Here is a 23,053-nt window from a genome sequence, read left to right on the forward strand (position 1 = left end):
GGTTTTCACTTTTAGCCGAAGTGATTAACGATGTAAGATTTGTAGATGGAGTAAAGAAACAAACAGTTAAACGTCAAAGGAGCGCTGCCTGATCATGGTCGCGTACACCAGATTTGACTATAACTCCGATTTTATCGATAATTAGCATACGGTACTTTTCAGTGTTGTTATACCGAAAGCAGAACACTGTTGATCATACGTATTTATGGGCATGGTTGGAGCTATATTCTTCTGTAATCTTTGGGTTTGTTTGGGGTTCGTTGTTCTATTTTCACTATGGACAATTGGTCAGTAGCGAACAAATGCTATTGGTTGTGTTCATTATTGCAATAAATATCAGTACAGTACCTTATCTATTTTATTATATAACTTCATTTTCCGCGTTTACTATTGGATTAACTATCCCGGTATTTTACAGTTTAATATCAATCTCCGATACACGTTCATTGCTCGGTCTGGGTGTAATAGCTATTATGTTTATTTTTGTATACGTTTATGCACGGAAAATAAATTCGACATATATAGATTTACTATATCTTCGGTCGGAGAACATAAGACTGATAGCGGATCTTTCGAAAAAAAGGGAAGAGGCCGAAAAATTGGCAGAGTCTAAGTCTAAATTTCTTGCTGCAGCATCTCATGACATTAGACAGCCAATACATGCAGTTGCCCTATATACAGCTGTTTTGGAATCAGAATGTGACAATCCGAAATTGGTCCCAACAATCTCAAAAATAGTGGAATCTATCGGTGTTCTTGAAGGGCTTTTTAACGCCTTGCTGGATATTTCTAAATATGATTCAGGTACCATTAAACCTAAAAATAAAACTATTGCCATCAATAAGCTTTTTACACAATTGAACAATGAATTTTCCGTTCAAGCAACTGCTAAAAACCTCCGTTTTGAATTGGTAAACAGTAATTATTACGTGTATTCAGACGAGATTCTCTTAGGAATTGTATTAAGAAATCTACTAGCTAATGCGTTAAAATATACCAAAACAGGGAAAATTGGACTTTCTGCAGAGTTACATCACGGAAAACTAAGAATAGTAATCAAAGACACTGGCATTGGTATTGCGAAAGAGTACCAGTCACATATATTTACAGAATTTTTCCAGTTACAAAATCCACAAAGAGATAGAAGCAAAGGTTTAGGATTGGGTTTAGCAATCGTTGATCGGTTGGTTAAACAGTTGGGTTTGGACTTAGTATTAATATCGGAAGTAAATAAGGGTAGTTGTTTTATCATAGATGGATTACCGATAACCAGTAAGAAAGCATACTCTGAATTTTTTAACAGAAAAAATGATCGCCTAAAAGGGTTGGTTGTAGTGGCCATAGATGACGAAAAGGATATTTTATTCGGCATGGAGGCTCTCTTGTTGAAATGGGGGTGCAGTGTCGTATCCGGTGATAGTCTGGAAAGCTGTCAACAAATACTATTGTCACGCAATCTTATCCCTGATGCTGTAATCGCAGATTACCGATTGGGATTATGCGACGGTATAGATTCGATAATGCAATTGCGTCGTCAATATAACGTAAATTTACCTGCCATGTTGGTTACGGGTGACACATCCAATGTAGTAGAATCCAGAGCAAAAGAAAACAACATAGCCTACATAGCTAAACCCGTAGATATTGTAAAATTGAACTCTTATCTGATTAATACCACAAATGCTTCGAATTAAGCAGACTTACTCATCATACGTTTAAGACGTTTATCCTAGAACAACTATCCAATAGCGGAGTTTCAGTAAATAGCTACTATTGCATATGTAGCTATCTATTGTTGTGAGGTTTTGCGTAACGATGTTTATCAGCTACTAACGCGTAATCCCAAAAACAATACCTGGTAGTTTTCTTGTAGAAAGTAACATTAATGGACTAATGGAAAAGGAGTAATACAATGCAAAATTTTAAAAATATTAGTATGTTATTGGTTTCCATATTTATATGTTCAATTCCGGGTGTCTCTTTTAGCGAAGGCCTCTATTCGCTCAGCTCTAGCGTTGGTACTTCCATATCTGATGATGATCAGTCGCGTTTAGTTCGCCTCAAAGAAGAGGCAACGACGAGGGTTGACGAACTCAGTAAAATTGTATTCCGGAATCTTCGAGTAAATATTCCGGTAGGTTCGACTAGCCAACTTATTACAGATAGTGAAGTACAAAAAGACACCCGTGTTGAGCTTTGGAATGGCGGTGTTTTAGTCGCAGTGGGTTGTTGGGATGAAGAAACCAAAACGTGTTATCCAGGGCCCTGCAAATAGTGCTATGGCATGTTTACTTTCTCGTTTGCGTTCGGGATTTTTCTCGAACGCATTTTTTTAAAACACACTAGATATTTGTGATAGTTGCATTGCATAAAACTTATGGGAATATTAAGGAGAAAAACATGAAACTCGTTAACAAACATGGACTATATGGCGCTGCTTTAATCAGTGTGATATGTTTCATGCCTATACAAGCAAATTCTGCAACGGTTAATCCGGCAGTAGATTCTAAATTGCCTTCTAAATTGGAAATAATCGAATTAGCAAGTGATCGGGGTATTTCACAAAGTGAGGCATTAACTCGTTTAAATTGGCAAAGTGAGCTAACGACACTGAACGACTGGTATAGTAAGGAGCTGGGCGCGGATTACGCTGGTGTTTGGGTAGATACTAGTGATGGAGACAGAATAAAAATAGGGGTTGTTAATCGTGGCGATGCGCTACGAAAAGCAAGTAGTAGCGCGGATAAGCAAAAATTCCCAGATTCGTTTGATATGGTACCAGTACGATTTTCTATACAAGAATTAAAGGAAGCGAACGACTGGATTTCTAACGAAATAGTAGGATTTGGGAAGGATGTCGCATTGAGTGTTGGTCTAAGAACGGACACTAATACAGTAGAGCTTACTTTACCGAGTCATCGACAAATGAGTGAACCGGAAAACGAGTTGGTAGAACGAGCGAAGGCGCTGTTGGGAGATAAATTGAGCATAAGCTATTTTGGCGGAGTACCAGAAACCGTAGGCTGTTTTTATCCCTATTGCGACCCCTCTTTACGAGGAGGAAATAAAATTAGAACGGACAGCGGTAAAGGTTGTACCAACGCATTTGTCGCACGAAGTAAAGTCGATAACAAACTGTATCAGTTTACCGCCGGACATTGCGTGGTTAACACCACTGAATCTTGGTATACCAAATTTTCGGACCTTAGCAAGCATTACATTGGACCAAGACACAACTACATATTCGGACCGGAGGGTGACATGGCTATCCTGCGTATAAATAATGTACCTGGTTGGAATCCAGAGAATTGGGTTCATGTTACAGCGGGACCCGATACAACCGTGAATGAGGAATATGAGATTAATAGTGAAGGTTCCAGTTTTATTGGTATGCGAATATGTACAACTGGTGCTGTTTACGGAAATAGCAATTGTGGTGAAGTAACAAAACTGGGGGTAACCGTTAATTATGTAACTGAAGGCGTAATTGTTAAAAACCTGGGACAAGCAAATTATTGCGCGGTAAAAGGCGATAGTGGCGGTCCTCTGTATGCGAGTCATACAGCTTACGGATTGATTTCCGGAGGTATATTAGGTGTATCACCTTGTGTCAGTTTCTATCAGGGTATATTAGGGGCAGAATCTAAAATGAATGTAAACGTTTTACATTAATAATGGGATTACCGGAGTTTGTTATCGGGAGTCCAATCATTGAAGGGTATTTTCCTGCTGGACAAACAAAACCCTTTTAAAGGCCGCTTCGGCGGCCTTCTTTATATCAACTTCATACTTTTTCCGCTTTGCCTGCTCTAGAACTTTGCTCTGACCCTGCTCTGACCCCGGTTATCATTTGACCCCGGTTATCATTACTATTTCGATGGTGCCTTATACACCCGCCATTGACAGTCCCCATACGGCCACTTCATCAACCTGTATTTCTACTTATCCACATATGCTTTTCCTGATCGATACAGGTTCAGTCTCATTCTCGAGGATTCTACTTTTTCCGGTTGGAATTTTCTAGCAGCTACTACCTTCTCTTGCCAGTATATGGCTTTTTGGTAATTCCCTGCCCTTGCATAGGCGGCGGCTAGTGTGTCTATATACCCATAATTTTTCCATTCCGTTAACTCACAACTTTTTGTAGCATGAAATATCGCTTTTTCCGCATTGAGGTATTTATCGTTGTCCAAGGTTGCGTAAATCCATGCCAGCGCGTTGTGAGTTTGCGCATCCGTCGGTAAAAGCTGGACTCCTTTATTCAGGTCCACTAATGCCTGATCGTACTTTTTTAGCTTATACGCAACATAGCCGATATTGCTATAAGTGGAGTGGTGACGTGATCCAAGGTCCAATGCTATATTTAAGTCAGATTCTGCTTCATGATAGCGTTTCGTCTTAATATACACAGAAGCTCGGTTATGATATGCCTTTATATTGCGCGGGTTGATACTGATCGATTTCGTTATGTCTGCAAGAGCCAGTTCGTATTGGCCAAGACGCCTTTTTGCGTTACCCCTATTATTGTATGCTCGATAATTGTTTGGATTCAGCTGAATAGCTCTATCGAAATCTCTAACAGACTTCTTGTATTCTTTCTTAAAGTGATAAGCCAACCCGCGACTATTGTAAATTCTGCTATCGCCCGGTTGGCGATCTATTGCCTTGCTGTAATTTTCGATTGCGCAATCTAAATTCTTATCATTATAGCAAGCTTCACCTAATGAGTAGTAAGCATCGATAATGAATCCGTTGTAAAGAAAATCTGTTGCGCTGGATGGAGCAACCACCACCAGAAATAAGCTTGGGATGATAACAGCAATTTTTTTTATTCGGAAAATCATATCCACCTTACTCGATTGGAACCGCAGTCCGATTTGATTTATTCCAACAGTTTAACCCATATTTTCAGGAACTGGTCACTTTCTACCTCTATATTGTTCACGAATGTCGACTTTTAAGAATGTTGGCGCAATAGTTCGGTAGCCCATTCTACCTGGGCTACCGAGCTCACCAAACAGAGACCGGGGTTCCTGTGGCCTATTACAATAAGCTGCGAATAAAGTTATTGTACTCGTCTTTCATCGGCAGTTCATACTCGACCCCGAGCCGCCTCCTCAATGCGGTTACAGTTTGTCCCGTACTTGGGTTTGTAGCCTCTTTTTGGTACGTTTCCCAATACACACCAATCCCTCTTTTTTGCCATGAAGGTAATGAATTAAAATTGGTTCCGTTTTTAAATAATAATTCATTCTTATTGGCAACCGACATTCCGAGTAATTGATTTGATGCCTCTTTAGGGCTAAACCCTGCGTTTCTTAAATTCCAGTAACAGTGCGAGTTCAGCGCGTTTCTGTGTGCATCTTCGTTGCGCCATCTAAAATAATCTACCACCAAATCCTTTGTTGGAAGGCAGCTTATCCTGGAGTCAAATGCCCCCAGATCTCCCAGAAGCAAACTGAATTTCGCACTGGCTTCGCCTGCTAAAATCGAGTTCAATTTCCTTTCTTTGCGCTGAAAAGTACTATCGTCCAGATCAAAAAGCAGTGAAATCTCATCGCTTTGAGTGTATCCATACACCATTTTGAACCCGTTATCCATTAGATGCTTTACCGTCTCGACCATCATATCTCTAAACCAAATATCATAGGGCGCCTGAAACCTGTGTACTTCTTTCGTCAATCGAGTAAATGATCGCCCGTCCACTCGGGCTACCATATAGACATTGGGAATGATCTTAATATCACTGGCTGTCTCATAGACCCGCATCTTTTTGTCTTAGTCATCGAATTTCATTTTTCCACTCTTTTACAAACAGTTCGTTGTTCTTTATGTACACATAAAACATTTCATCAAAACCTTCACCATATGAAGGTATTTCAAGCTTGTTGTAAGTACCCTTTACTCCGATTTCCGGAATATTTTTCTTTCCACTGCGTTGTTGGTTTCTACCCAAACAGTCTTTGAGATTTGACTGAAAATAATAGCACTTTGTGGTGAATCCATTATCACGAGCCGCGATAATGTACTTCTTTCGCTCGACAACACTTGGGTTCGTGTTGTCGATAACAAAGGGCTGTTTGGCAGAAACACACGCATTCAACAGTATCGTTTCCTTGTTACGGGTTTTTAGCATATCCAATCCTATACGCACGTGAGTATCGAAGTAATTGCGTTTATAGAACGTGGTTTTCCCACTTGCTTGAATACCAACAAATACTATTCCTTCCATCACACTACCCTAACAAAGCATCAATCTATCGAACCCAATCGCAAAACCCATTCCCTGGCGATAAGCGCCTCCACCAACCACCTGTCTTTGTGGTCCAAGTCTTTCTACGGATATTTCAAACCCATCAGCAGTGTAGTAGTCCAGTCCTCTCCTGACAGAATCCGCAATGACATAGTCATTTGTTTTAACGGAAACCATAGATTCAGCGATTTTGATAAGTTTAGAGTACCAATCTTGCGACGAGGGATTTAGTACCTCTACTCCGAATTGAAAGAATTCACGGTAGCGCCCTTTTTGGGGTTTTTCATAGCGCCAACAACGCTCAAAATACCACAGCTTCAAGTCGCGCTGTCTTCTAAAGTGCTTGTCTGCAATGAGTTGTATAGTCGCGGTACATTCCGGGCGCAGGCATAGCTGTCTGTGCTTTTTGTCCGGAAATACATACATTTGCTCAAGAACATCAGCACCGGCTTTATTAACATACACTTTCGAAGGCTCTACACTTGGCAAGAGAATTTCTTCAAACCCTTCTGACTCCGCAATATCTACCAGTCTATTCAATAAATTACGCCTACTTTTTGCTACGGCACCTGAAATAATTCTCGTCCCTCTAGCTTGATCGGCAATTTTTAGTTCCATATCTGCACCCAAAATTTTTCAATTGACAATAAAAAAGCCCTCGCAGTTGCACTGGGAGGGCTTTCTTGTTGAATGGGCTTAGATTTCACACAAGCAATAGCGCTCCCAGCCAAATATGATTGGCTTGGTGGTATTGATGGATCATGTGTGATTGATTCTTTCTCATTCAAATAGGATATGAATAAAAAGCTTAAGTGTCAACCGTCAAATTGATAATTTTCGAACTATTTTTGAAGACCAACGACTCTCACCTGGGGACTATCCAGTCAGCAGGAAACGTTACAAATTCTTAACGTTTCTAGTCCTATCTCATGTTCTAATCCTTAGCTATTATACTAGTGTCAGATTCCGGCCAATAGCGGAAACTTAGATTTCCCGAAAGCGGACATTCGCTATATAGGCTAATTCAACGCCTTACCTTGGTTGTTTTTTGAAGTATAAAGACAGTTAGAAACGTATACCGAATAATCCGCCCGAAGGTGTATCGTCTATATCTAAGTCGACACGGTAATTATTAATATCAAATTCTGGGTGATTTGACATGTCAGGCATATCGTCGGAGTTCATAGTGACAATATATTGGAAGCCGTATTTTTCTGCCATCTCTGCACCGATCACTAAAGCTTTTGCAATTTGACGCTCGTCGACACCATCAAAAATAACACTGTCATGCACAAGGATATCCGGCCTTTTTTCCTCATTTGCCCATATTTTCATAAGAGTCATGTCGAAACAAAATATTTGCATTTTGTTCTTACCGGTACTCTTTTTACCAGGGATATCAAATTCAAATTTTGGCCCATCTTCACTAGGATCAATTTTAAATTTTCCTGGTTCGTCGTATAGTTCGCCAGATATTTCTGCGAATGAAATAATTGCATCCTTAATAGCATCATCTCGCTCTGTATAATCAATTCGCATTTTTTTCTGAAGATTGTGTCTGCTGATCTTCAATTCGGATTTCTTTTCATCCAAATTGTCTATTGATTCTAGCTTTTTACTCAATAACTCTATATCCGCCTCTAATTTCGAGCTTGCATTCTGCAGTTTCAAGTACTGATCTAAAGCACCATGAGACTGCAACAAAGATAATATTTCTGAACGCTCATCATCTAACTTTCGCTTCAACTCAAGTCGTTGATTGATTCGCACTGTGATTTCCGTCATTTCTTGCTTTAGGTGTTCTTTTCTATTTCGAATCACCGAATCATGAAACTCTTTAACCTCATCAAAGCGTTTTACCACCAATTCTGGAAGACTAAAATTAGCCTCGGCAAATAGCTTTTCTACTTTTCTGTGATCTGGCTCTGACTCGTTTTCTAACGCTCGCACAAGCTGCGATAACCACTCTTTGTCAGTAGTATCCTCAGCAGAAAGATTTGCTAGTTGCTTACTTATTTCTGCAGATCTAGCCTCTTTCTCTTGATATTCTGGAAGCACCCGAAACTCCTCCAATGCGTCATTTTGTTTATCAAGCCGGGCTTTCTTAAGAAGGATGTCTGTACGAAGGTCTGGCGCGGAACCTAAAACATCGCCAAGAGCACCCTCATTGGATGCTTTCTTTAATGCTTTTATCAACTTATCTTTTTGGCGTATATCTTCGAATTCTCTAGCGATTTTCCAATTTAGCTTTAGCAAATAAGTTAGTGCAACCTGAATCGAACATGTAGCCTGTTGTGAAAAAGTTTTTTCTGGCGCATCAAATCCTTTTGTGGAACGTGCAAGATATGAAAACATAGATCGAAAAGACGGCCCATTTTTTACTAGCCGAGCTGAATCAGAAAGGTTAAACATCACCGAACCAAGGAATGATAGCCACTCATCATTGCTAACAAATATCTCTCCCTCAGCTTCTGAAACTGGCAATAAGCCTTTTGACATAGCCTTCACATAGATTCTTCCCGGAGTTTCGCCACTTCTTTCGACAGTCAATTCCTTTCCGGACAGACTAATCTCTAGGCCAAACCTGTTCTCTAATAATTCCTCACTTTTTAAAACATTTCCCTTACGTAGGTCGCTGCCCAGTAGTGCATTAATCAACTCCACAAGGCTGCTTTTACCCGCCCCATTTCGTGTTTTTCCCTCAGAAGAATTTGCCCCCTTTTCGGCTAAAACTAAATTCAGACCAGAGTGAAACTCAACTGTCTTAAAACTTGGTAAGTCGCTATATATCTTACTTAGCATTTGACTTGACCTTTTTTATTATTCCGTTTTTTTCTTCAATAGCGCCGATAACGAATAGTAAATCTAATGATAAGATAAACCAATCAAACGGTACCTCACCGTAACGCATCATTTCGCGATGCTTGTCCTTTAATTCATTCCATATTGAACTGACTGTAGCGCGCTTCTCAATCAAACTGAACACTTCAGATGCTACAGAGATAAGAGCTCTCTCAGGTAAAATATGTTTTGTCGGTAAAATCACTTTTTATACCCAACCGGTGGATTGTCAAATATATCGCAACGTTCAAAAAAGTAGCTGATGACGGCAAGTGCCGAAACCTGGTTCGATATATTTTCTATATTCCCGCCAGCAAACCCTTTCATTTCCAAAAAAATATCATCAGGTCTATAGCCAGCGGTTTTCAATTCTTGATATTTGAATCTAAATGATTCGGCTAGATCTTCACCGTATTCAGGGTCCGGCCAGTGAGCGAGCAAGTCTTCTACAAGATTTTCCTTACGACGCCCTGCAGTAAGTAAGACCTCTACGTCACTAGAAAGCAGATTAAATTCTAACTTATCTACTGATACCGGTAGGATTCCTGCTTCGTAAGTATGTACTCGAGCAGAAATAGCCTTAAGCAATGTTTTTATAGGCTCATGGGTAAGGCTAACAATGTCATTTTGAGTAGGTGCGGGGCCAAACATATCCGTGAGCTTGTTAACGGGTAGGGAAAGTGCTTTGTCCTTAATTAACGTAGGACGCCATGACGTTATTTCTATTTCTGGATTATCTTTCCGCAGCTGCTGCATTAAATCTATTGCATATTTTGGAATACCTTCGGGATCATTATGGACGAACGTCCATTTTTCCATTTTTGTTCCCCATTTTTCCTTTGCTCCATAGAAATCGCCTTCAATCTTACGAAGTAATTTGGATTTATTAAAACCTGAGCTAGGTGCGTAAGATTGAAAAACGCATTTTTCGGAGACCAAGAAGCCATCTGACTTCCCATCACCAGCTCTACCCGAAGCTTTAACTAATTGGAAGTCATCTGAATACAACGCTTCCATGACATCACAGAAGAAGTCTTCATACTCCTGCTCATTCTTGCTGAGTAAGGCATTTTCGATATGCAGCCCATACCACGCACGTGTCACAGAATCCATAAAACCTCAATACCTTTTCAAGATAGTATCAGTGTCCGCTTTGGAGAGCTCAAACACCACCATGAGTGTCTCCATTGGGCACTAACCAGCCCCATAAGACCAATCATCCCCAAAACCGTCTAACCGAGATCACTCTCAAATCGTATCGCAGCGATTAATAATTAGTCAGTCTCGGCGATTTCCTAGAAAACGTGTAGAGTAAATCGCAACTATTTTAGTTGTTGTATTGCATTAATGAATTTGGCTACGAAGGATTATAGTATAGGATTATGACACATTTCTGTAATGTTTTATTTTCTATCTTTACAAGCAGATATTGTTTAACCTGTGAATTCAGTTGTGGATACGGTTTCCCAATTTGAGCTTCTTATGTTGCTGTTATCGCACTGCGTTCCCTAGCCAGCGGTTGTGTAAGCGATTGGTAATTGTCCTGCGCTATACTATAGGGTGTGAGAGGTGTTTTCTTCCTGTAAACTCTGGGAGACGACCCATGGGCAGTCGACCTGTTAAGTTGATTGATCCGATTAAAGGGATCACCACGTCCCGTACACCGATTTCGCTGGGCCTGGCCTTTTTGGTGGTGGCAGTCGGATTGTACGGGTTGGCTATTTTTACCGCCCCCGACGATCCTCCCTTGGACTACATCAGCTTTTCTGAAAATATCAGTTGGCCACTATCCATTGTGCTGCTGTTTCCTGTCGTTATTGCTCTAACCCAGAGTTTTTATCAACAAATCCCTTTAGTGTTTTCCCGTTTAGCGGCGTCCCAGAAAGACAGCACGGAATTTCATAGCTTTGGAACCATCGTCGGAGACTCTTCAACCACCCGGTCATACGTGCAGTCATTTTAGCTATTGTTGCGGCTTTAAATTATGCCTATTACAGCACCTTGTTTCAGTCGGGTAAACACACTTGGATAAATTATGATGGGGTGTTGTCAGGGTTTACTTATGCAGGTCTGTATTCCGTAGTGGTGCAGGTTTTTCTATGCTATTGGGTCGCTTTGTCTGTTTGGAACAATCTGGTGCTCGCGCGGGTGTTACACATTTTCTTTAATTTGACAAAATCACAACAAGTCACCGACCCTCATGCACAAACCGAAACATTTGACGAGTCCACCGAGTATCTATTTGAAATCGACATCCAGCCCTTACACCCTGATGGGTGTTGTGGTTTAAAACCCATTACCGATTTGTGTTTGAAGTACAATATCATCTTACTTCTTTTAGGTATTTACATATCTTTGAAATACATTGACCGAATATTTATTCAGGAAGGTTTCTTGCTGGATGATATTGGCAACCCTATATTTATCATTGCCTATATATTTCTCGCTCCGCTGATGTTTTTTCTACCGCTGTCATCGGCACACAAACGAATGAGCATTGCCAAAGTCTTGCACTTAAAGTCAATAGCCAAGACATTGACTTCCTGGACCAAAAACAGCACTCGCATTACCGGTGAAAAAATGGACAATATGTCCAAATTGAGTGACTTTTATGAAAAACAAAAAAGTCGTATTCCGGTTTGGCCCTTTGATTTTAAATCAATGCAATCTTTCGTAGTGACTGTACTCATTCCTATTTTTCCGACCCTGCTTTCTTTTCTGGCTCATTTGCTCAACTCTTTTGGATTCAATTCCTTGTAGCTTTTTACTAAGGGCCGTTAGCTAAAAACATATTGCTATAGACATAGCGCCAAATTCATAGTGCTATGGACATGGTGCTACGGACATGGTGCTATGGACATGATCACATGGACACAAACGGTGACAGACGGTGCTTCCTACACGCTAACGGTGTATTCCTTTTTGCCTGGGAAAGGTCGCCTTCTGATTTGCGCCGGCCTCAACCCAGGAACTAATATTTACCCTCACGCAGGCGCGATGGGTGCACCGGTGCATCTGTGGGATAACCGCGTTGTACCCAGTATCCGTCTATTGATGTGTTGGTGAATTCGATTTCTCTAACCCATTTGGAGCCCTTGTAACCATACATTCTCGGGATAACCAGACGCAGAGGAAAACCGTGGGTAAGCGGAATGGTCGAACCGCCGATACCATAGGCGAACATCGTGCGTGGTTCTCTGGCTACGGCCAATGGTATCGATTCAGTATAAATATCTCTAAAGCTACGCAAGGTAATGTGGGTAGCCTCGCTGGTGGGGCGGACAAGGTTTATAAGGGTATCAATATGTAAACCATTCCAGGGCACATCCAGCACGGACCAGCCTTCTACGCAGTGGAAATCGGTCACTTGGTTTTGTCTTGTTAAGTTTACTACATCGTAGAATGACAAGGTAACGGGTTCTTCCACCAGGCCTCTGACCGACAGCTGCCACGAGCTAAGTATTTGTTGGAGGTTCTGGGGGTCGACGGTATTACCCCACCACCGATCGTAGAGTGCCCCTTCGACGGGAGAGGGACTAAAGGGAAAATCGCTGGCTTTATTTGTGTTGGGTTCGTTGGGTTGTGAGTCTGCACAGGCTGATAGAAAATCTGCGGTCAGAGCAAAGACGGTGGCACTTCCCAACCAGCTGAGTAAACTGCGCCGGGTCAGGTCCACATTTTCTTCTGGTTTCTTTTCAATCTCATCCATATTGTTGCCGCCCCATTTAAACTTGATAAAAGCCCAGGTTGACTTGGTTTATGGTGTAACCGGGTTGTAATTGTACTAGAGAGTAATGCATACGGCTTTCACGTACAGCCATTACGGAGATTTCAGTAGCCCTTACATTCGCATACTTGGCATTTCTTAGTATCACGAATTGATAACATTTTACAAGCTGGAAAGTTCTCCTGAATGGATTTTGTTCAGTTTTTCCATTCAGTCAAAAGCTGACAGTACGTAATCCATCATGGATTGTCCGTGAATGTGCTTCTATGGAGAAAATGGAATCCAGGTATGCCTCGATTAGGGGAAGGACTGGGTCTGGTGCAACTACCTGTTGTCTGGCCGAGCAGGAGGCCTATATCGAACGGTTAAAAGCCAAACTGCCCCTACCTTCCTGGGGAGTTTGGGCGTAAGGTCATGCAAACTTGCGCACCACCGCACAGGTCAGGGTATGTCGTGGTCATTTGGCGGAAACATTGAACCGGCGTAAAAATCGTTTTGAAGGCAACCGCTCTAAATACAAGCCCTTATAGTCCGACGGACTGTTATTAAAACTTCGGGTTGGGCTTCAGTGCCGATGATCAATACCCTAGGAAGCATTTGCCTTGGCCCCTGGTTTTTGGTTTCGTAAAAGATTCATATTATTATATAAAGCCGCATGCTTGATGGGTTTGGGAATAACTGCCACAGCACCGTGTTCCTTTGGGTCAGGCATGTCTTTGGGTTTTGTTGTCGCCGTTAACACGATAGGCAACGTTTCGTAGCGGTGGAATTGCTTCATCACTAAATCCAGAAACTGTATTCCATCCAATTCCGGCATATCCATATCGATAAGCGCAAACTCAAACGTTTGCTGACTTGTCGATAGAAACTCCGCAGCTTTAATTCCACTATCAAAAGATACATAGCGCACACCCCAGGAATCCAGTATGGTTTCAATCGCCTGAAGTGTGTTTGTATTGTCATCCACTACCAGCACCTGCAACCCCTTGAGGTCTTGATATTTGGATTTTATGGCTTGCGAGTTCTCTGTGGGAACCAGCGGGATGGTAAAGCTGAATTGACTTCCGTGACCAAATCTGGAGTTTACTAACATTTCACCTTTAAATAAATGGATTAACTTTTGGGTGATCGCCAATCCCAATCCTGTACCTCCATATTTTCGTGTGGTACTGGTATCCGCCTGCTCAAAACTATCGAATATCCTCTCCATTTGTTCTATTCGAATGCCAATTCCGTTATCTTTAACATTTAAAATAATGACTTCGGAGTTGGAACTCTTTCTCACCGATACAACAACCGATCCTTTACTGGTAAATTTTATGGCGTTACTGATTAAATTGCTCAATATTTGCGAGAGACGTGTTGGGTCTGTAATCAGTTCATCCGGCAGTTCGGAATCAAAGTTCAATACTAATTCGATATCCTTTTTTTCTGCGTCACTGGAAAATAATGAAACCAGTCCTTCGCACACATCCAGAAGATTGACGCATACTTGCTCCAGAACCAACTTTCCGGCTTCAATTTTGGAGTAGTCCAGTATTTCGTTCAAAATATCCATTAAGGTAGCGGCCGAATATCTTGCCGTATTCAGATAGTCCATCTGGGTTTCATTAAGGTCTTCCGTTTCCAGCAAATCCAGCATACCAATTACCCCATTCATGGGGGTTCTGATCTCATGACTCATATTTGCGAGAAATTCAGACTTGGCTCTACCCGCCTGGTTGGCCTTGTCCAGTGCTTCGCTCAGTTCTTTGGTTCGATGCTCTACAATAATTTCCAGGTCCTGATTGTTTTCCTTTAACAAACTCTCTGCGCGGCGTTGTGAGTTAACGATGGTATCTATCGACAAAATAATGCGATAAATGATCAGCACTAATATACTGAATAATATAATGGAACCGATTCCGAATACCCCATTGCGCTTTTCCAGCAACGCGTAAATCTCCTCGACAATCAGGTTGTATTCATAAGAATGAATCTTAGACAGCTTTTCTATGTCTGAAAACACACTACGGAACAGTTCATTCGATAACGCCACATCTTCGGTACGCAGATGTTCAATGTTATTATTGATCCGATTATAAACATTTTGCAGACCATGATCGTGATTAATATTTCGTAATTCGTTGAGCTTTTCCAGCGTTTTTTGTAAAACAAAGAGTGAACCACTATTGGATACCTCTTCATCCGGTTTACCCATGGTACGTTTCAGAGTGTTTTTTTCGATTCTGTGAATTTCTCTGGATATCTCCGCCAAATACAATGAAGCCTTAAGGTGATATTCATTGGCGTGGTGATTTAACTGGTTTTCCTTCGAGGTGTAATAAATATTGGTAAAGTATATAAATACCAGCAGTAAAAACATTAACGCTAAAATTATATATACATAGGCTTTTATTCCTAATGATATTTTTTTCATTGCAGCCGGGCCCTTTAAATAAATCCAAGACTTTTCATGATTCCAACCAGGGATTTAAAATCTGTCATTGATGCCGGATAATAGTTTCTGGCACCGCTTGACTGGAGTATGTGTTTGTGAGTTTCGTTATCCACATCCAATTTTGTGAAAGCGTCTATCAGTTTTCTAAGCAGATGTTTTGGTACCTTGTTTGACGCCGCCCAGACGTAATCCGGATACGGCGGGGTTTCCCATATTTCTTTTACCTTACTCTTGTCGAGATCACCATCAGCAAACATTTGTCTTATCACGTTTGCATTGGCAACACCTATATCTGCAACACCGTCTTGCACCATAAGAGCCGTTTTATCATGTGCCCCCGAGTAAAGAACCTCCGAAAAGTAAGTCTCAGGAGATATATTTTGATTGGCGAGAAAATACCGCGGCATCAAATGACCGGAAGTAGACAATTTCGAACCAAAGCTCAACTTTTTTCCCTTAAATTCTTTTATCTTATTTTCAGAATACTTGGTCGGCGCTATAAAAATGCTGGTGAAGCGCATATCCACATCCCGCATGGCTAAAGGAACAGCCTGATCCTTTATGTTTGCCATAATAAATGTAACGGCACCAAAATAGGCAATATCAATATTCCCTTTGTGAAATTCAATTAACAATTCATCATAAGAGCTTGGAATTACGATTTCATATTTTGCATTTACACTTCCTGCAAGATATTCAAATAACGGGCCATATTTTTTTTCAATTTTTTCACTGGATTGATCCGGCAAAACACCCACCCGCAATACTTTGATGTCCTCAGATGGGGTGCAGGACACGATAAGAACCAAACTTACTAAGAGACAATAATGCATTTTCACAACCTGTTACCTTTAACTGAATTTCTAATTAAATATACTCAAATAATCACCGATAAAGTGTCATAATTGTAATATCTTGCTGAATTGGTAGATAATGAGATAAGTAATCGCTAAAGGGCCTTTGTCCTCCCACAAGCCAATGCGGGGCTCAAGCTTTTCAGGCATCGGAGCTCTGCGATATGGTTCTTGTACCATGCCTACGGTTAATCGCTTAAAATCAAACACCTGGATCGAAGACAATGACAAACGAGCAAATATCAGACGCACTTAATGCGCTCGAACAACAACACAACATCAAAATCCTGTATGCCTGCGAATCCGGTAGTCGCGCCTGGGGCTTTCCTTCCCCGGACAGCGATTACGATGTCCGTTTTATCTACGCCCATCCGGTGGACTGGTATTTGTCAGTTTTTCCCGGAAAAGACACCATCGACATTCCCATTTCCGGTGACAGCGACTTGGGAGGCTGGGACCTACGCAAGAGCTTTGGACTGCTCAAAAAGTCCAATTGCGCCCTAATGGAATGGCTGTCATCCCCAATCGTTTATAGGGAAAACGACACAGCGATAGCGCCCTTAAAAGATGCTGTCTCACCTTCGTTTTTGACAATCAGCGCCTGTCACCACTATCTGTCTATGGCTCAACGAAAATTCAGCGACATTGTGAGCGACGAGACCGTAAAACTAAAAAGCTATTTTTATGCGCTACGTGCCGTATTGTGTGCTTTGTACATTATCGACAATCAATCCCCTCCTCCTATGGAAATCTCCAAGCTCAAAGACACGTATATATCATCGGATTTGTTACCCCGTTATGAAGAACTATTGAGCCAAAAAATGGCGAGCGTGGAGTCCCACAGAACACAGCGGGAGCCATGGCTGGATTCGTTTCTGGAGCAATCATTGGTGTTTATCGAGCAACATATTCCGGACAAACAAAATAAACTGGAAACCGCCGTACTGGATCGCGCTTTTCGTACTGCTTTACGTACAACGTGGGGAGAATAATCCATATGGCTAGTGTAGTTCAGAGTTTATATAAGAAAAGAATTATCACCAAACTACCCAAGTTTGTCCCTGCGAATACGCAGTATGAGGTTATCATGGGCTCTGTGGCATATGGCGTTTCCAATGACACTTCGGACATGGATATCTACGGCTTCTGTATTCCTCCCCGAGATTATGTGTTTCCCCATTTGCGTGGAGAAATTCCCGGATTTAGTGAACCGGGACCGCAATTCGATCAATACCAGGAACACCATATATTGGATAAAGATGCAGAAAGCGGAAAAGGTCGCGAGTACGATTTGAGCATCTATTCCATCATAAAGTTTTTTCGCCTCTGTATGGAAAACAACCCCAATATGATCGACAGCCTGTTCGTCCCGCGTCGTTGTATTTTGTACACCACGCCGGTGGGAGAGCTGGTACGGGAAAATCGCAAGGCCTTTTTACATAAAGGGGCATGGCATAAATTTAAAGGTTATGCCTATTCCCAAGTTCATAAGATGAATACGAAAAACCCTGTAGGTAAACGTAAGAAAACCATTCAGGAATACGGATATGATGTCAAATTCGCGTACCATGTGGTGAGACTGTTAAACGAGGTGGAACAGATCCTCACCGAGGGAGACCTGGACCTGGAACGCAACCGAGAGCAACTAAAAGCCATACGCCGCGGTGATTGGTCTCAGGAGAAAGTACGCGAATATTTCGAGCAAAAAGAGAATGAACTGGAGTCCGTATACACCAAAAGCGAGCTCCCTCACACACCGGATATTGAAACACTTCAGAGCCTTCTGCTCGAATGCCTGGAAACCCATTATGGCAGCCTGGAGGGCTGTGTGGTCGATCAAGACGAAATGGTTATTGCCATGCGCGATATCGACAAGATTTTGGAAAAGATTAGAAATCGATTATAGGAACAAAAAATATAAAAAGACTGTATAAAAGCTAAACCGAAAACCCGCCAAGATTCAATGGTGGATTTTCGGTTTATGGATGAGATCAAAAGCGACAGCTTTGAACCGGGATAGTCAACGCAGCAGCCTCTACCCCCTGCCCACAGGCTGGTTTCAGCCTGTGGTTCATGTCAAAGATATATTGATCCTTTCCCGTTACATCTAAAAAATCGATATACTGATATCATCCACATACCAGCCACTGGACACACCGGCAGAATATCCGTTGGATAAAGCAAAATATAACCGAATGGTTTGTCCGTTGTATGCGGATAAATCGACCAAAGGCCTCGCCCAGACACCACCTGAAGTACCCGTGTATCGTGTCAATTCCGTTACGGCAGACCAAATCCCCGGAGCAGTTTCCTGTTGAATATAGACTATAGCCCAATCGTGGTCGCATCCTGCGCAAGCTTGTGTTCTACCAGCCATAGAAAACCAGTGCCAAAACCGAAGTTGCAGTTCCTGCCCCGCCACTAACACAGGTAAGTTGATCGCAGGCGATATCAAACTGCTATTTGTGTTCGAATAATCTCCGTCCAACACGGTGGCAGCACACTGACTGGAACCGTTGTAACACTCGGCAGGGCCCGCAATCGGGGAGCCGCCCACCTGCCAGGTACCGTTGTTACTCCACCAAGCACCCATTCCATTTTCAAAATTTTCTGTAAATGGCAAATTAACAACATTGAATACTGTCTCTATGCTGATGTCGTCAATATACCAACCCGCAGCAATTCCCGCTGAGTACCCATTGCTTAAACTAAACAGTATGCGAACCCGCAGTCCGGCGTAAGCCGACAGATCCACCATAGGACGGGTCCAAACACCCGCGGTATACCCCACATAGCTGTGTAACAGAGTTGCCGCGGACCACACACCGGGGGAATTTTCCGTTTGGATATACACTCGACCATAATCGTGATCGCACCCGGCGCAGGCTTGCGTTCTACCCGCAAAGGAAAACCAATGCCAAAATCGCAACTGAATTTCCTCACCCGTGCCAATATTGGGTAAGTCGATTGGTGGTGAGACCAGATTGCTGTTGGTATTGGAATAGTTATCATCCATGACGCTACCGGCACACTGGCCTGTGCCGTTATAGCATTCCATCGGACCGACACTGGGTGGCCCCCCCACCTGCCATGTGCCATTGGAACTCCACCAATCGCCCAAGCCACTGCTAAAATCTTCACTGTATGGAAGGCTGTTGCTCTTGTTGACAGTATCGATGGTGACATGGTCGACATACCATCCCGCTGCAATAGCGGCAGAATACCCGTTACTAAGATTAAACAATATTCGGACTTTTGATCCGGCGTACGCCGACAAGTCCACCATAGTTCGAGTCCACACTCCCGCCGAATATCCTACATAGTTACTGACTTCGGTAGCGCCACTCCAAATTCCGGGAGAAGTCTCCTGTTGTATGTAGATTCGACCAAAATCGTGATTACAACCGGCACAGGACTGAGTTCTTCCCGCAAAGGAAAACCAGTGCCAGAAGCGTAATTGGATTTGTTCATTGGCCGCTATATTGGGTAAGGTCAGACTCGGCGAGACCAAATTGCTGTTGGTATCGGAGTAGTTACCATCCAACACCGTAGCGGCACATTGTACGGATGCATTGTAACACTCCATAGGCCCTGCGCCAGGCGCACCGCCGATCTGCCAAGCCCCGTTGGAGATCCACCAATCACCCATTCCATCAACGAAGGATTCTGAGAACGGAAATGTCTTAGTTTGAATTTTTTCCACACTGATATCATCCAGGTACCAACCGGTGCTCACGCCGGCGGAGTATCCATTGGTTAAGGCAAATATTAGTCGGACTTTCCGACCCGCATAAGCGGATAGGTCAACTGCGGGTCGAGTCCACACACCGGCACTGTACCCTACATAACGGGTTAACTCGGAGGCTCCGCTCCACACACCCGGCGAGGTTTCTTCTTCGATATAAACCCGACCGTAATCGTGATCACATCCGGCACAGGACTGCGTTCTACCTGCAAAAGAAAACCAATGCCAGAAGCGTAACTGTAACTCCTCCCCTGTCCCAATGTTTGGCAGCACCATTGATGGCGAAGTTAAATTCGCATTGGTATCCGTGTAGTTCCCGTTCAGAACCGTACCGGCACATTGGGTTGATCCACCATAGCAGGCTGCCGGACCAACCGTCGGGGGTCCGCCCACTTCCCAGCTGCCGGTTGCAGACCAACTGCCCCAGCTGTTTGTCCATGTGACTTTGAAAACAATGGTATCGCACACTCTGGTGCTGACATTACCCTGTAGATCCATGAACCAGGCACAGACTTCCACGCTATCCCCCGTGTTGTACTGTTGTTGCAAGGGATATTGAAAGGTAATGGACAGATTTGCCGTCTCTGCGATGTTTACCCAACGTCCATCCGATGGCAGTGGATCAAGGTATGGTGGTGTGACATTGCCGGGGTCGGTCGCGTTATGCTCGGTAATCAGGTAACTGGTAATGCCCACATTATCCATTGCCGTCAACCTGACACTGAATTCATCAAGCACAATGGCATATTCTGAATTTCGGTTTATCACAACGCTTGCCGAATCCGGTGGCAAGGTATCGGCCGTGACTTCCCACGAGTGACTGGCCGGTGTTGGATCTGCGTTACCTGCCAAGTCTGTCGCTCTGACCTGAAAATTATGCACACCGGTTGACAGGCCGTTCAATGTCAATGGGGATAAACAACTGGAAAATACCGAGTCATCCAAGGCACATTCAAACGTTGACCCCGCTTCAGTTGAGTTAAAAATAAACTCTGCGGTGGTTTCCGGTGTTGATAATGCGGGTCCACCGGTGATGGTGGTATCCGGAGCGCTTAAATCGATTTCCAAGTCGTATGTGGCCGCAGTGGCATCGGTGTTTCCTGCCAGGTCCGTCGCTCGCACACTGAAAACATGAGTACCCTCTGCCAAACTGTCGTATTGCACCGGGCTGATGCAGGCACTGTAAGCGATATTGTCTAGCGAACATTCAAAACGGGAACCGGCTTCAGTGGACGTAAACTCAAAACTTGCCGATACGGCATTGCTTGGACTGTCGGGTGCAACGGAAATGCCGGTATCCGGCGCACTCAGGTCAACTTCCCAATTATAACTGGCCGGTGTTCCATCTGTATTGCCGGCAGGGTCCGTCGCTCGGACACTAAACTCGTGATTGCCTTCGTTAATGCCGTTGTATTGGGCCGGACTGGTACAGACACTAAACGCAGCACTATCCAGGGAACATTCAAAGCTGGAACCGGCCTCAGTGGCTGTGAACTCAAAGCTTGCGGTCACTGCATTCGTAGGACTATCCGGTGCCATCGTGATACCGGTGTCCGGAACCGTTTGGTCGATTTGCCAACTGTGACTGGCGGGTGTTCCATCCGTATTCCCAGCAAGATCTATGGCTCTGACGCTCAATACATGATTGCCTTCGCTTAAACTAATGAATTGCATTGGACTGGAACAGGTGCTGAATGCCGCACCATCCAGTGAACATTCAAAGCGGGCACCGATCTCGGTAGACGTAAACGCAAAGGCAGCCGTAGACAAGTTGGTGGGATCGGCCGGCGCACTGGAAATACGGGTGTTCGGGGCGCTCAGGTCAACGACCCAACTGTAAGCGGCGGGTGTTCCATCTGTGTTACCGGCAGGGTCTGTCGCTCGGACACTAAACTCGTGATTGCCTGCGTTAATGCCGTTGTATTGGGCCGGACTGGTACAGGCACTAAACGCAGCACCATCCAGGGAACACTCAAAGCTGGAACCGGCCTCAGTGGCTGTGAACTCAAAGCTTGCGGTCACTGCATTCGTAGGATTGGCTGGAGTGCCGGTAATGGCGGTATCAGGCGATGTCAAATCGACTACCCAGGAAAAGCCGGCTGGTGACGCATCCATAATCCCCGACGCGTTAACCGCCCGCACACTGAATGTGTGTGCGCCTTGCGTTAATCCGCTGTAGGATTTGGAACTGGTGCAAGCACTGTAAACTCCACTATCCAATGAACATTGAAATGTGGCCGTTGTATCATCAGAAGAGAATTCGAAGACAGCGTTGCTGGTATTACTCAATGAACCGGGACTGTTGGTTATAAAGGTATCCGGCACCTGTGCCACTATTACAGACCAAGTATGAGTGGCCGGACTGGGATCTGTATTTCCTGCCGCGTCCGTGGCTTGAACACGGAATGTGTGCGCAGCAATCGACAGATTTGTCATCTCCAAGGGGCTGCTACATTCCGTATAGGCTGCACCATCCAAGGAACATTGAAATGTTACATTGGCGTCATTAGCCGAAAATGTGATCATCGCGCTGGATGACGTGGTCATATTGCCGGGCCCGCTGTCGATGTTCGTATCCGGCGGTGTTACATCAATTTCCCAGCTGAAGCTTGCCGGCGAAGCATCCACTTTATTCCCGTTTACTGCCCTGACGACAAACTGGTGCGATCCTTCTGATAAATTGTCATAACTCATGGGGCTGCTACAAGCGATAAACTCACCCGTGTCCAGCATACATTCAAATGTCGAATTATCTCTCGAAGATACAAACTCAAAGCCGGCACCCGCTGAATTCGTCAAAGGATCCGGCGCACTAACGATGGTGGTATCCGGTATGGGTTTATCCCCCTCCTCTTTGTTCTTTTGTTCATCATCATGAAAGCACGCATTAAGCATACCGGTGACTAGCAACACCAGTGCAACCTTGGTCACACTGCTGAGGATTTGACTGGAAATCACGTTGTGGTCCCCCCTTGGTTTTGGATTGGCATTTATAAAAATTAAACAACACAACTGCCTGGTTTATTTGTGGACTGACCGTCAATTCGCGAAAGCATTACAGATGGTTACAGTCACGTTTTAACAACACAGTAGCAACTAAGATACCAAGCTGGGATTGCATCAACCGTTTCTGTTGAGCCATCTATTATTATATAAATACCAATGAGTTGGGTTATTTATCTAGAATCGATGT

General features: G+C 43.4%; 18 protein-coding genes. 7 read left to right on the forward strand and 11 right to left on the reverse strand.

Translation table 11 applies throughout. The features are described from left to right. Positions 1-599: 599 nt before the first annotated feature. From OEY58_16675 to OEY58_16685, 3 genes are all read left to right on the forward strand, one after another. Positions 600-1,694: a hybrid sensor histidine kinase/response regulator gene (locus OEY58_16675; GenBank protein ID MDH5327093.1), complete on the forward strand. Its 1,095-nt coding sequence runs from the start codon at positions 600-602 to the stop codon at positions 1,692-1,694. Positions 1,695-1,912: 218 nt separating this feature from the next. Then, positions 1,913-2,275, forward strand: a complete 363-nt coding sequence (locus OEY58_16680) for a hypothetical protein (protein ID MDH5327094.1) — start codon at positions 1,913-1,915, stop codon at positions 2,273-2,275. A gap of 125 nt (positions 2,276-2,400) precedes the next feature. Continuing rightward, positions 2,401-3,672, forward strand: coding sequence for a S1 family peptidase (locus OEY58_16685; GenBank protein ID MDH5327095.1), 1,272 nt, complete (start codon positions 2,401-2,403; stop codon positions 3,670-3,672). A gap of 266 nt (positions 3,673-3,938) precedes the next feature. Here OEY58_16685 and OEY58_16690 read toward each other — a convergent pair whose 3' ends face one another. From OEY58_16690 to OEY58_16720, 7 genes are all read right to left on the reverse strand, one after another. Continuing rightward, a complete protein-coding gene (locus OEY58_16690; protein MDH5327096.1) occupies positions 3,939-4,844 on the reverse strand; it encodes a tetratricopeptide repeat protein in 906 nt (301 codons plus the stop codon). Between the two features lie 199 nt (positions 4,845-5,043). Continuing rightward, positions 5,044-5,769 (reverse strand): guanylyltransferase, encoded by a 726-nt coding sequence (locus OEY58_16695; protein ID MDH5327097.1) that lies wholly within the window; start codon positions 5,767-5,769, stop codon positions 5,044-5,046. Between the two features lie 13 nt (positions 5,770-5,782). Further along, positions 5,783-6,232 (reverse strand): ATP-binding protein, encoded by a 450-nt coding sequence (locus OEY58_16700; GenBank protein MDH5327098.1) that lies wholly within the window; start codon positions 6,230-6,232, stop codon positions 5,783-5,785. A 9-nt stretch (positions 6,233-6,241) separates the two neighbouring features. Further along, on the reverse strand, positions 6,242-6,871 hold the full coding sequence (locus tag OEY58_16705; GenBank protein MDH5327099.1) for an ATP phosphoribosyltransferase regulatory subunit: 630 nt from the start codon (positions 6,869-6,871) through the stop codon (positions 6,242-6,244). Between the two features lie 447 nt (positions 6,872-7,318). Beyond that, on the reverse strand, positions 7,319-9,055 hold the full coding sequence (locus OEY58_16710) for a DUF2326 domain-containing protein (GenBank protein ID MDH5327100.1): 1,737 nt from the start codon (positions 9,053-9,055) through the stop codon (positions 7,319-7,321). Next, positions 9,045-9,299 (reverse strand): hypothetical protein, encoded by a 255-nt coding sequence (locus tag OEY58_16715; GenBank protein MDH5327101.1) that lies wholly within the window; start codon positions 9,297-9,299, stop codon positions 9,045-9,047. The genes OEY58_16710 and OEY58_16715 overlap by 11 nt, the downstream gene beginning before the upstream one ends. After that, positions 9,296-10,207, reverse strand: coding sequence for a hypothetical protein (locus OEY58_16720; GenBank protein ID MDH5327102.1), 912 nt, complete (start codon positions 10,205-10,207; stop codon positions 9,296-9,298). Before OEY58_16720 ends, OEY58_16715 begins: the two co-directional genes overlap by 4 nt. Positions 10,208-10,697: 490 nt before the next feature. Here OEY58_16720 and OEY58_16725 point away from each other — a divergent pair, with 490 nt between their 5' ends. Continuing rightward, positions 10,698-11,057, forward strand: a complete 360-nt coding sequence (locus OEY58_16725; GenBank protein ID MDH5327103.1) for a hypothetical protein — start codon at positions 10,698-10,700, stop codon at positions 11,055-11,057. Between the two features lie 83 nt (positions 11,058-11,140). Next, a complete protein-coding gene (locus tag OEY58_16730) occupies positions 11,141-11,854 on the forward strand; it encodes a hypothetical protein (GenBank protein ID MDH5327104.1) in 714 nt (237 codons plus the stop codon). Positions 11,855-12,065: 211 nt separating this feature from the next. Here the strand turns inward: OEY58_16730 and OEY58_16735 are convergent, their stop codons facing one another. The 3 genes from OEY58_16735 to phnD form a co-directional block, all read right to left on the reverse strand. After that, positions 12,066-12,803 carry a molybdopterin-dependent oxidoreductase gene (locus tag OEY58_16735; protein MDH5327105.1) on the reverse strand — a complete coding sequence of 246 codons (738 nt, stop codon included), beginning with the start codon at positions 12,801-12,803 and terminating at the stop codon, positions 12,066-12,068. Positions 12,804-13,407: 604 nt separating this feature from the next. Further along, positions 13,408-15,240: an ATP-binding protein gene (locus tag OEY58_16740; protein ID MDH5327106.1), complete on the reverse strand. Its 1,833-nt coding sequence runs from the start codon at positions 15,238-15,240 to the stop codon at positions 13,408-13,410. 14 nt (positions 15,241-15,254) lie between these two features. Next, on the reverse strand, positions 15,255-16,094 hold the full coding sequence (gene phnD / locus OEY58_16745; GenBank protein MDH5327107.1) for a phosphate/phosphite/phosphonate ABC transporter substrate-binding protein: 840 nt from the start codon (positions 16,092-16,094) through the stop codon (positions 15,255-15,257). A 245-nt stretch (positions 16,095-16,339) separates the two neighbouring features. Between phnD and OEY58_16750 the strand changes: the two genes are divergently transcribed. Continuing rightward, entirely contained in the window at positions 16,340-17,107 is a 768-nt protein-coding gene (locus OEY58_16750; protein MDH5327108.1) for a nucleotidyltransferase domain-containing protein, read from the forward strand. Positions 17,108-17,112: 5 nt separating this feature from the next. Beyond that, on the forward strand, positions 17,113-18,021 hold the full coding sequence (locus tag OEY58_16755) for a nucleotidyltransferase domain-containing protein (GenBank protein ID MDH5327109.1): 909 nt from the start codon (positions 17,113-17,115) through the stop codon (positions 18,019-18,021). 201 nt (positions 18,022-18,222) lie between these two features. Here the strand turns inward: OEY58_16755 and OEY58_16760 are convergent, their stop codons facing one another. Further along, positions 18,223-22,818 (reverse strand): choice-of-anchor J domain-containing protein, encoded by a 4,596-nt coding sequence (locus tag OEY58_16760; GenBank protein MDH5327110.1) that lies wholly within the window; start codon positions 22,816-22,818, stop codon positions 18,223-18,225. Between the last annotated feature and the right edge of the window lie 235 nt (positions 22,819-23,053).

The sequence above is a fragment of the Gammaproteobacteria bacterium genome (genome assembly GCA_029882975.1).
Classification (GTDB): Bacteria; Pseudomonadota; Gammaproteobacteria; order SZUA-152; family SZUA-152; genus JAJDNG01.

Coding starts and splice junctions, on each gene's coding strand:
- OEY58_16735 (MDH5327105.1), bottom strand. CDS start 12,803: ATGGATGAGATTGAAAAGAAACCAGAAGAAAATGTGGACCTGACCCGG.
- OEY58_16690 (MDH5327096.1), bottom strand. CDS start 4,844: ATGATTTTCCGAATAAAAAAAATTGCTGTTATCATCCCAAGCTTATTT.
- OEY58_16720 (MDH5327102.1), bottom strand. CDS start 10,207: ATGGATTCTGTGACACGTGCGTGGTATGGGCTGCATATCGAAAATGCC.
- OEY58_16685 (MDH5327095.1), top strand. CDS start 2,401: ATGAAACTCGTTAACAAACATGGACTATATGGCGCTGCTTTAATCAGT.
- OEY58_16755 (MDH5327109.1), top strand. CDS start 17,113: ATGGCTAGTGTAGTTCAGAGTTTATATAAGAAAAGAATTATCACCAAA.
- phnD (MDH5327107.1), bottom strand. CDS start 16,094: ATGCATTATTGTCTCTTAGTAAGTTTGGTTCTTATCGTGTCCTGCACC.
- OEY58_16680 (MDH5327094.1), top strand. CDS start 1,913: ATGCAAAATTTTAAAAATATTAGTATGTTATTGGTTTCCATATTTATA.
- OEY58_16740 (MDH5327106.1), bottom strand. CDS start 15,240: ATGAAAAAAATATCATTAGGAATAAAAGCCTATGTATATATAATTTTA.
- OEY58_16695 (MDH5327097.1), bottom strand. CDS start 5,769: ATGCGGGTCTATGAGACAGCCAGTGATATTAAGATCATTCCCAATGTC.
- OEY58_16705 (MDH5327099.1), bottom strand. CDS start 6,871: ATGGAACTAAAAATTGCCGATCAAGCTAGAGGGACGAGAATTATTTCA.
- OEY58_16750 (MDH5327108.1), top strand. CDS start 16,340: ATGACAAACGAGCAAATATCAGACGCACTTAATGCGCTCGAACAACAA.
- OEY58_16710 (MDH5327100.1), bottom strand. CDS start 9,055: ATGCTAAGTAAGATATATAGCGACTTACCAAGTTTTAAGACAGTTGAG.
- OEY58_16725 (MDH5327103.1), top strand. CDS start 10,698: ATGGGCAGTCGACCTGTTAAGTTGATTGATCCGATTAAAGGGATCACC.
- OEY58_16700 (MDH5327098.1), bottom strand. CDS start 6,232: ATGGAAGGAATAGTATTTGTTGGTATTCAAGCAAGTGGGAAAACCACG.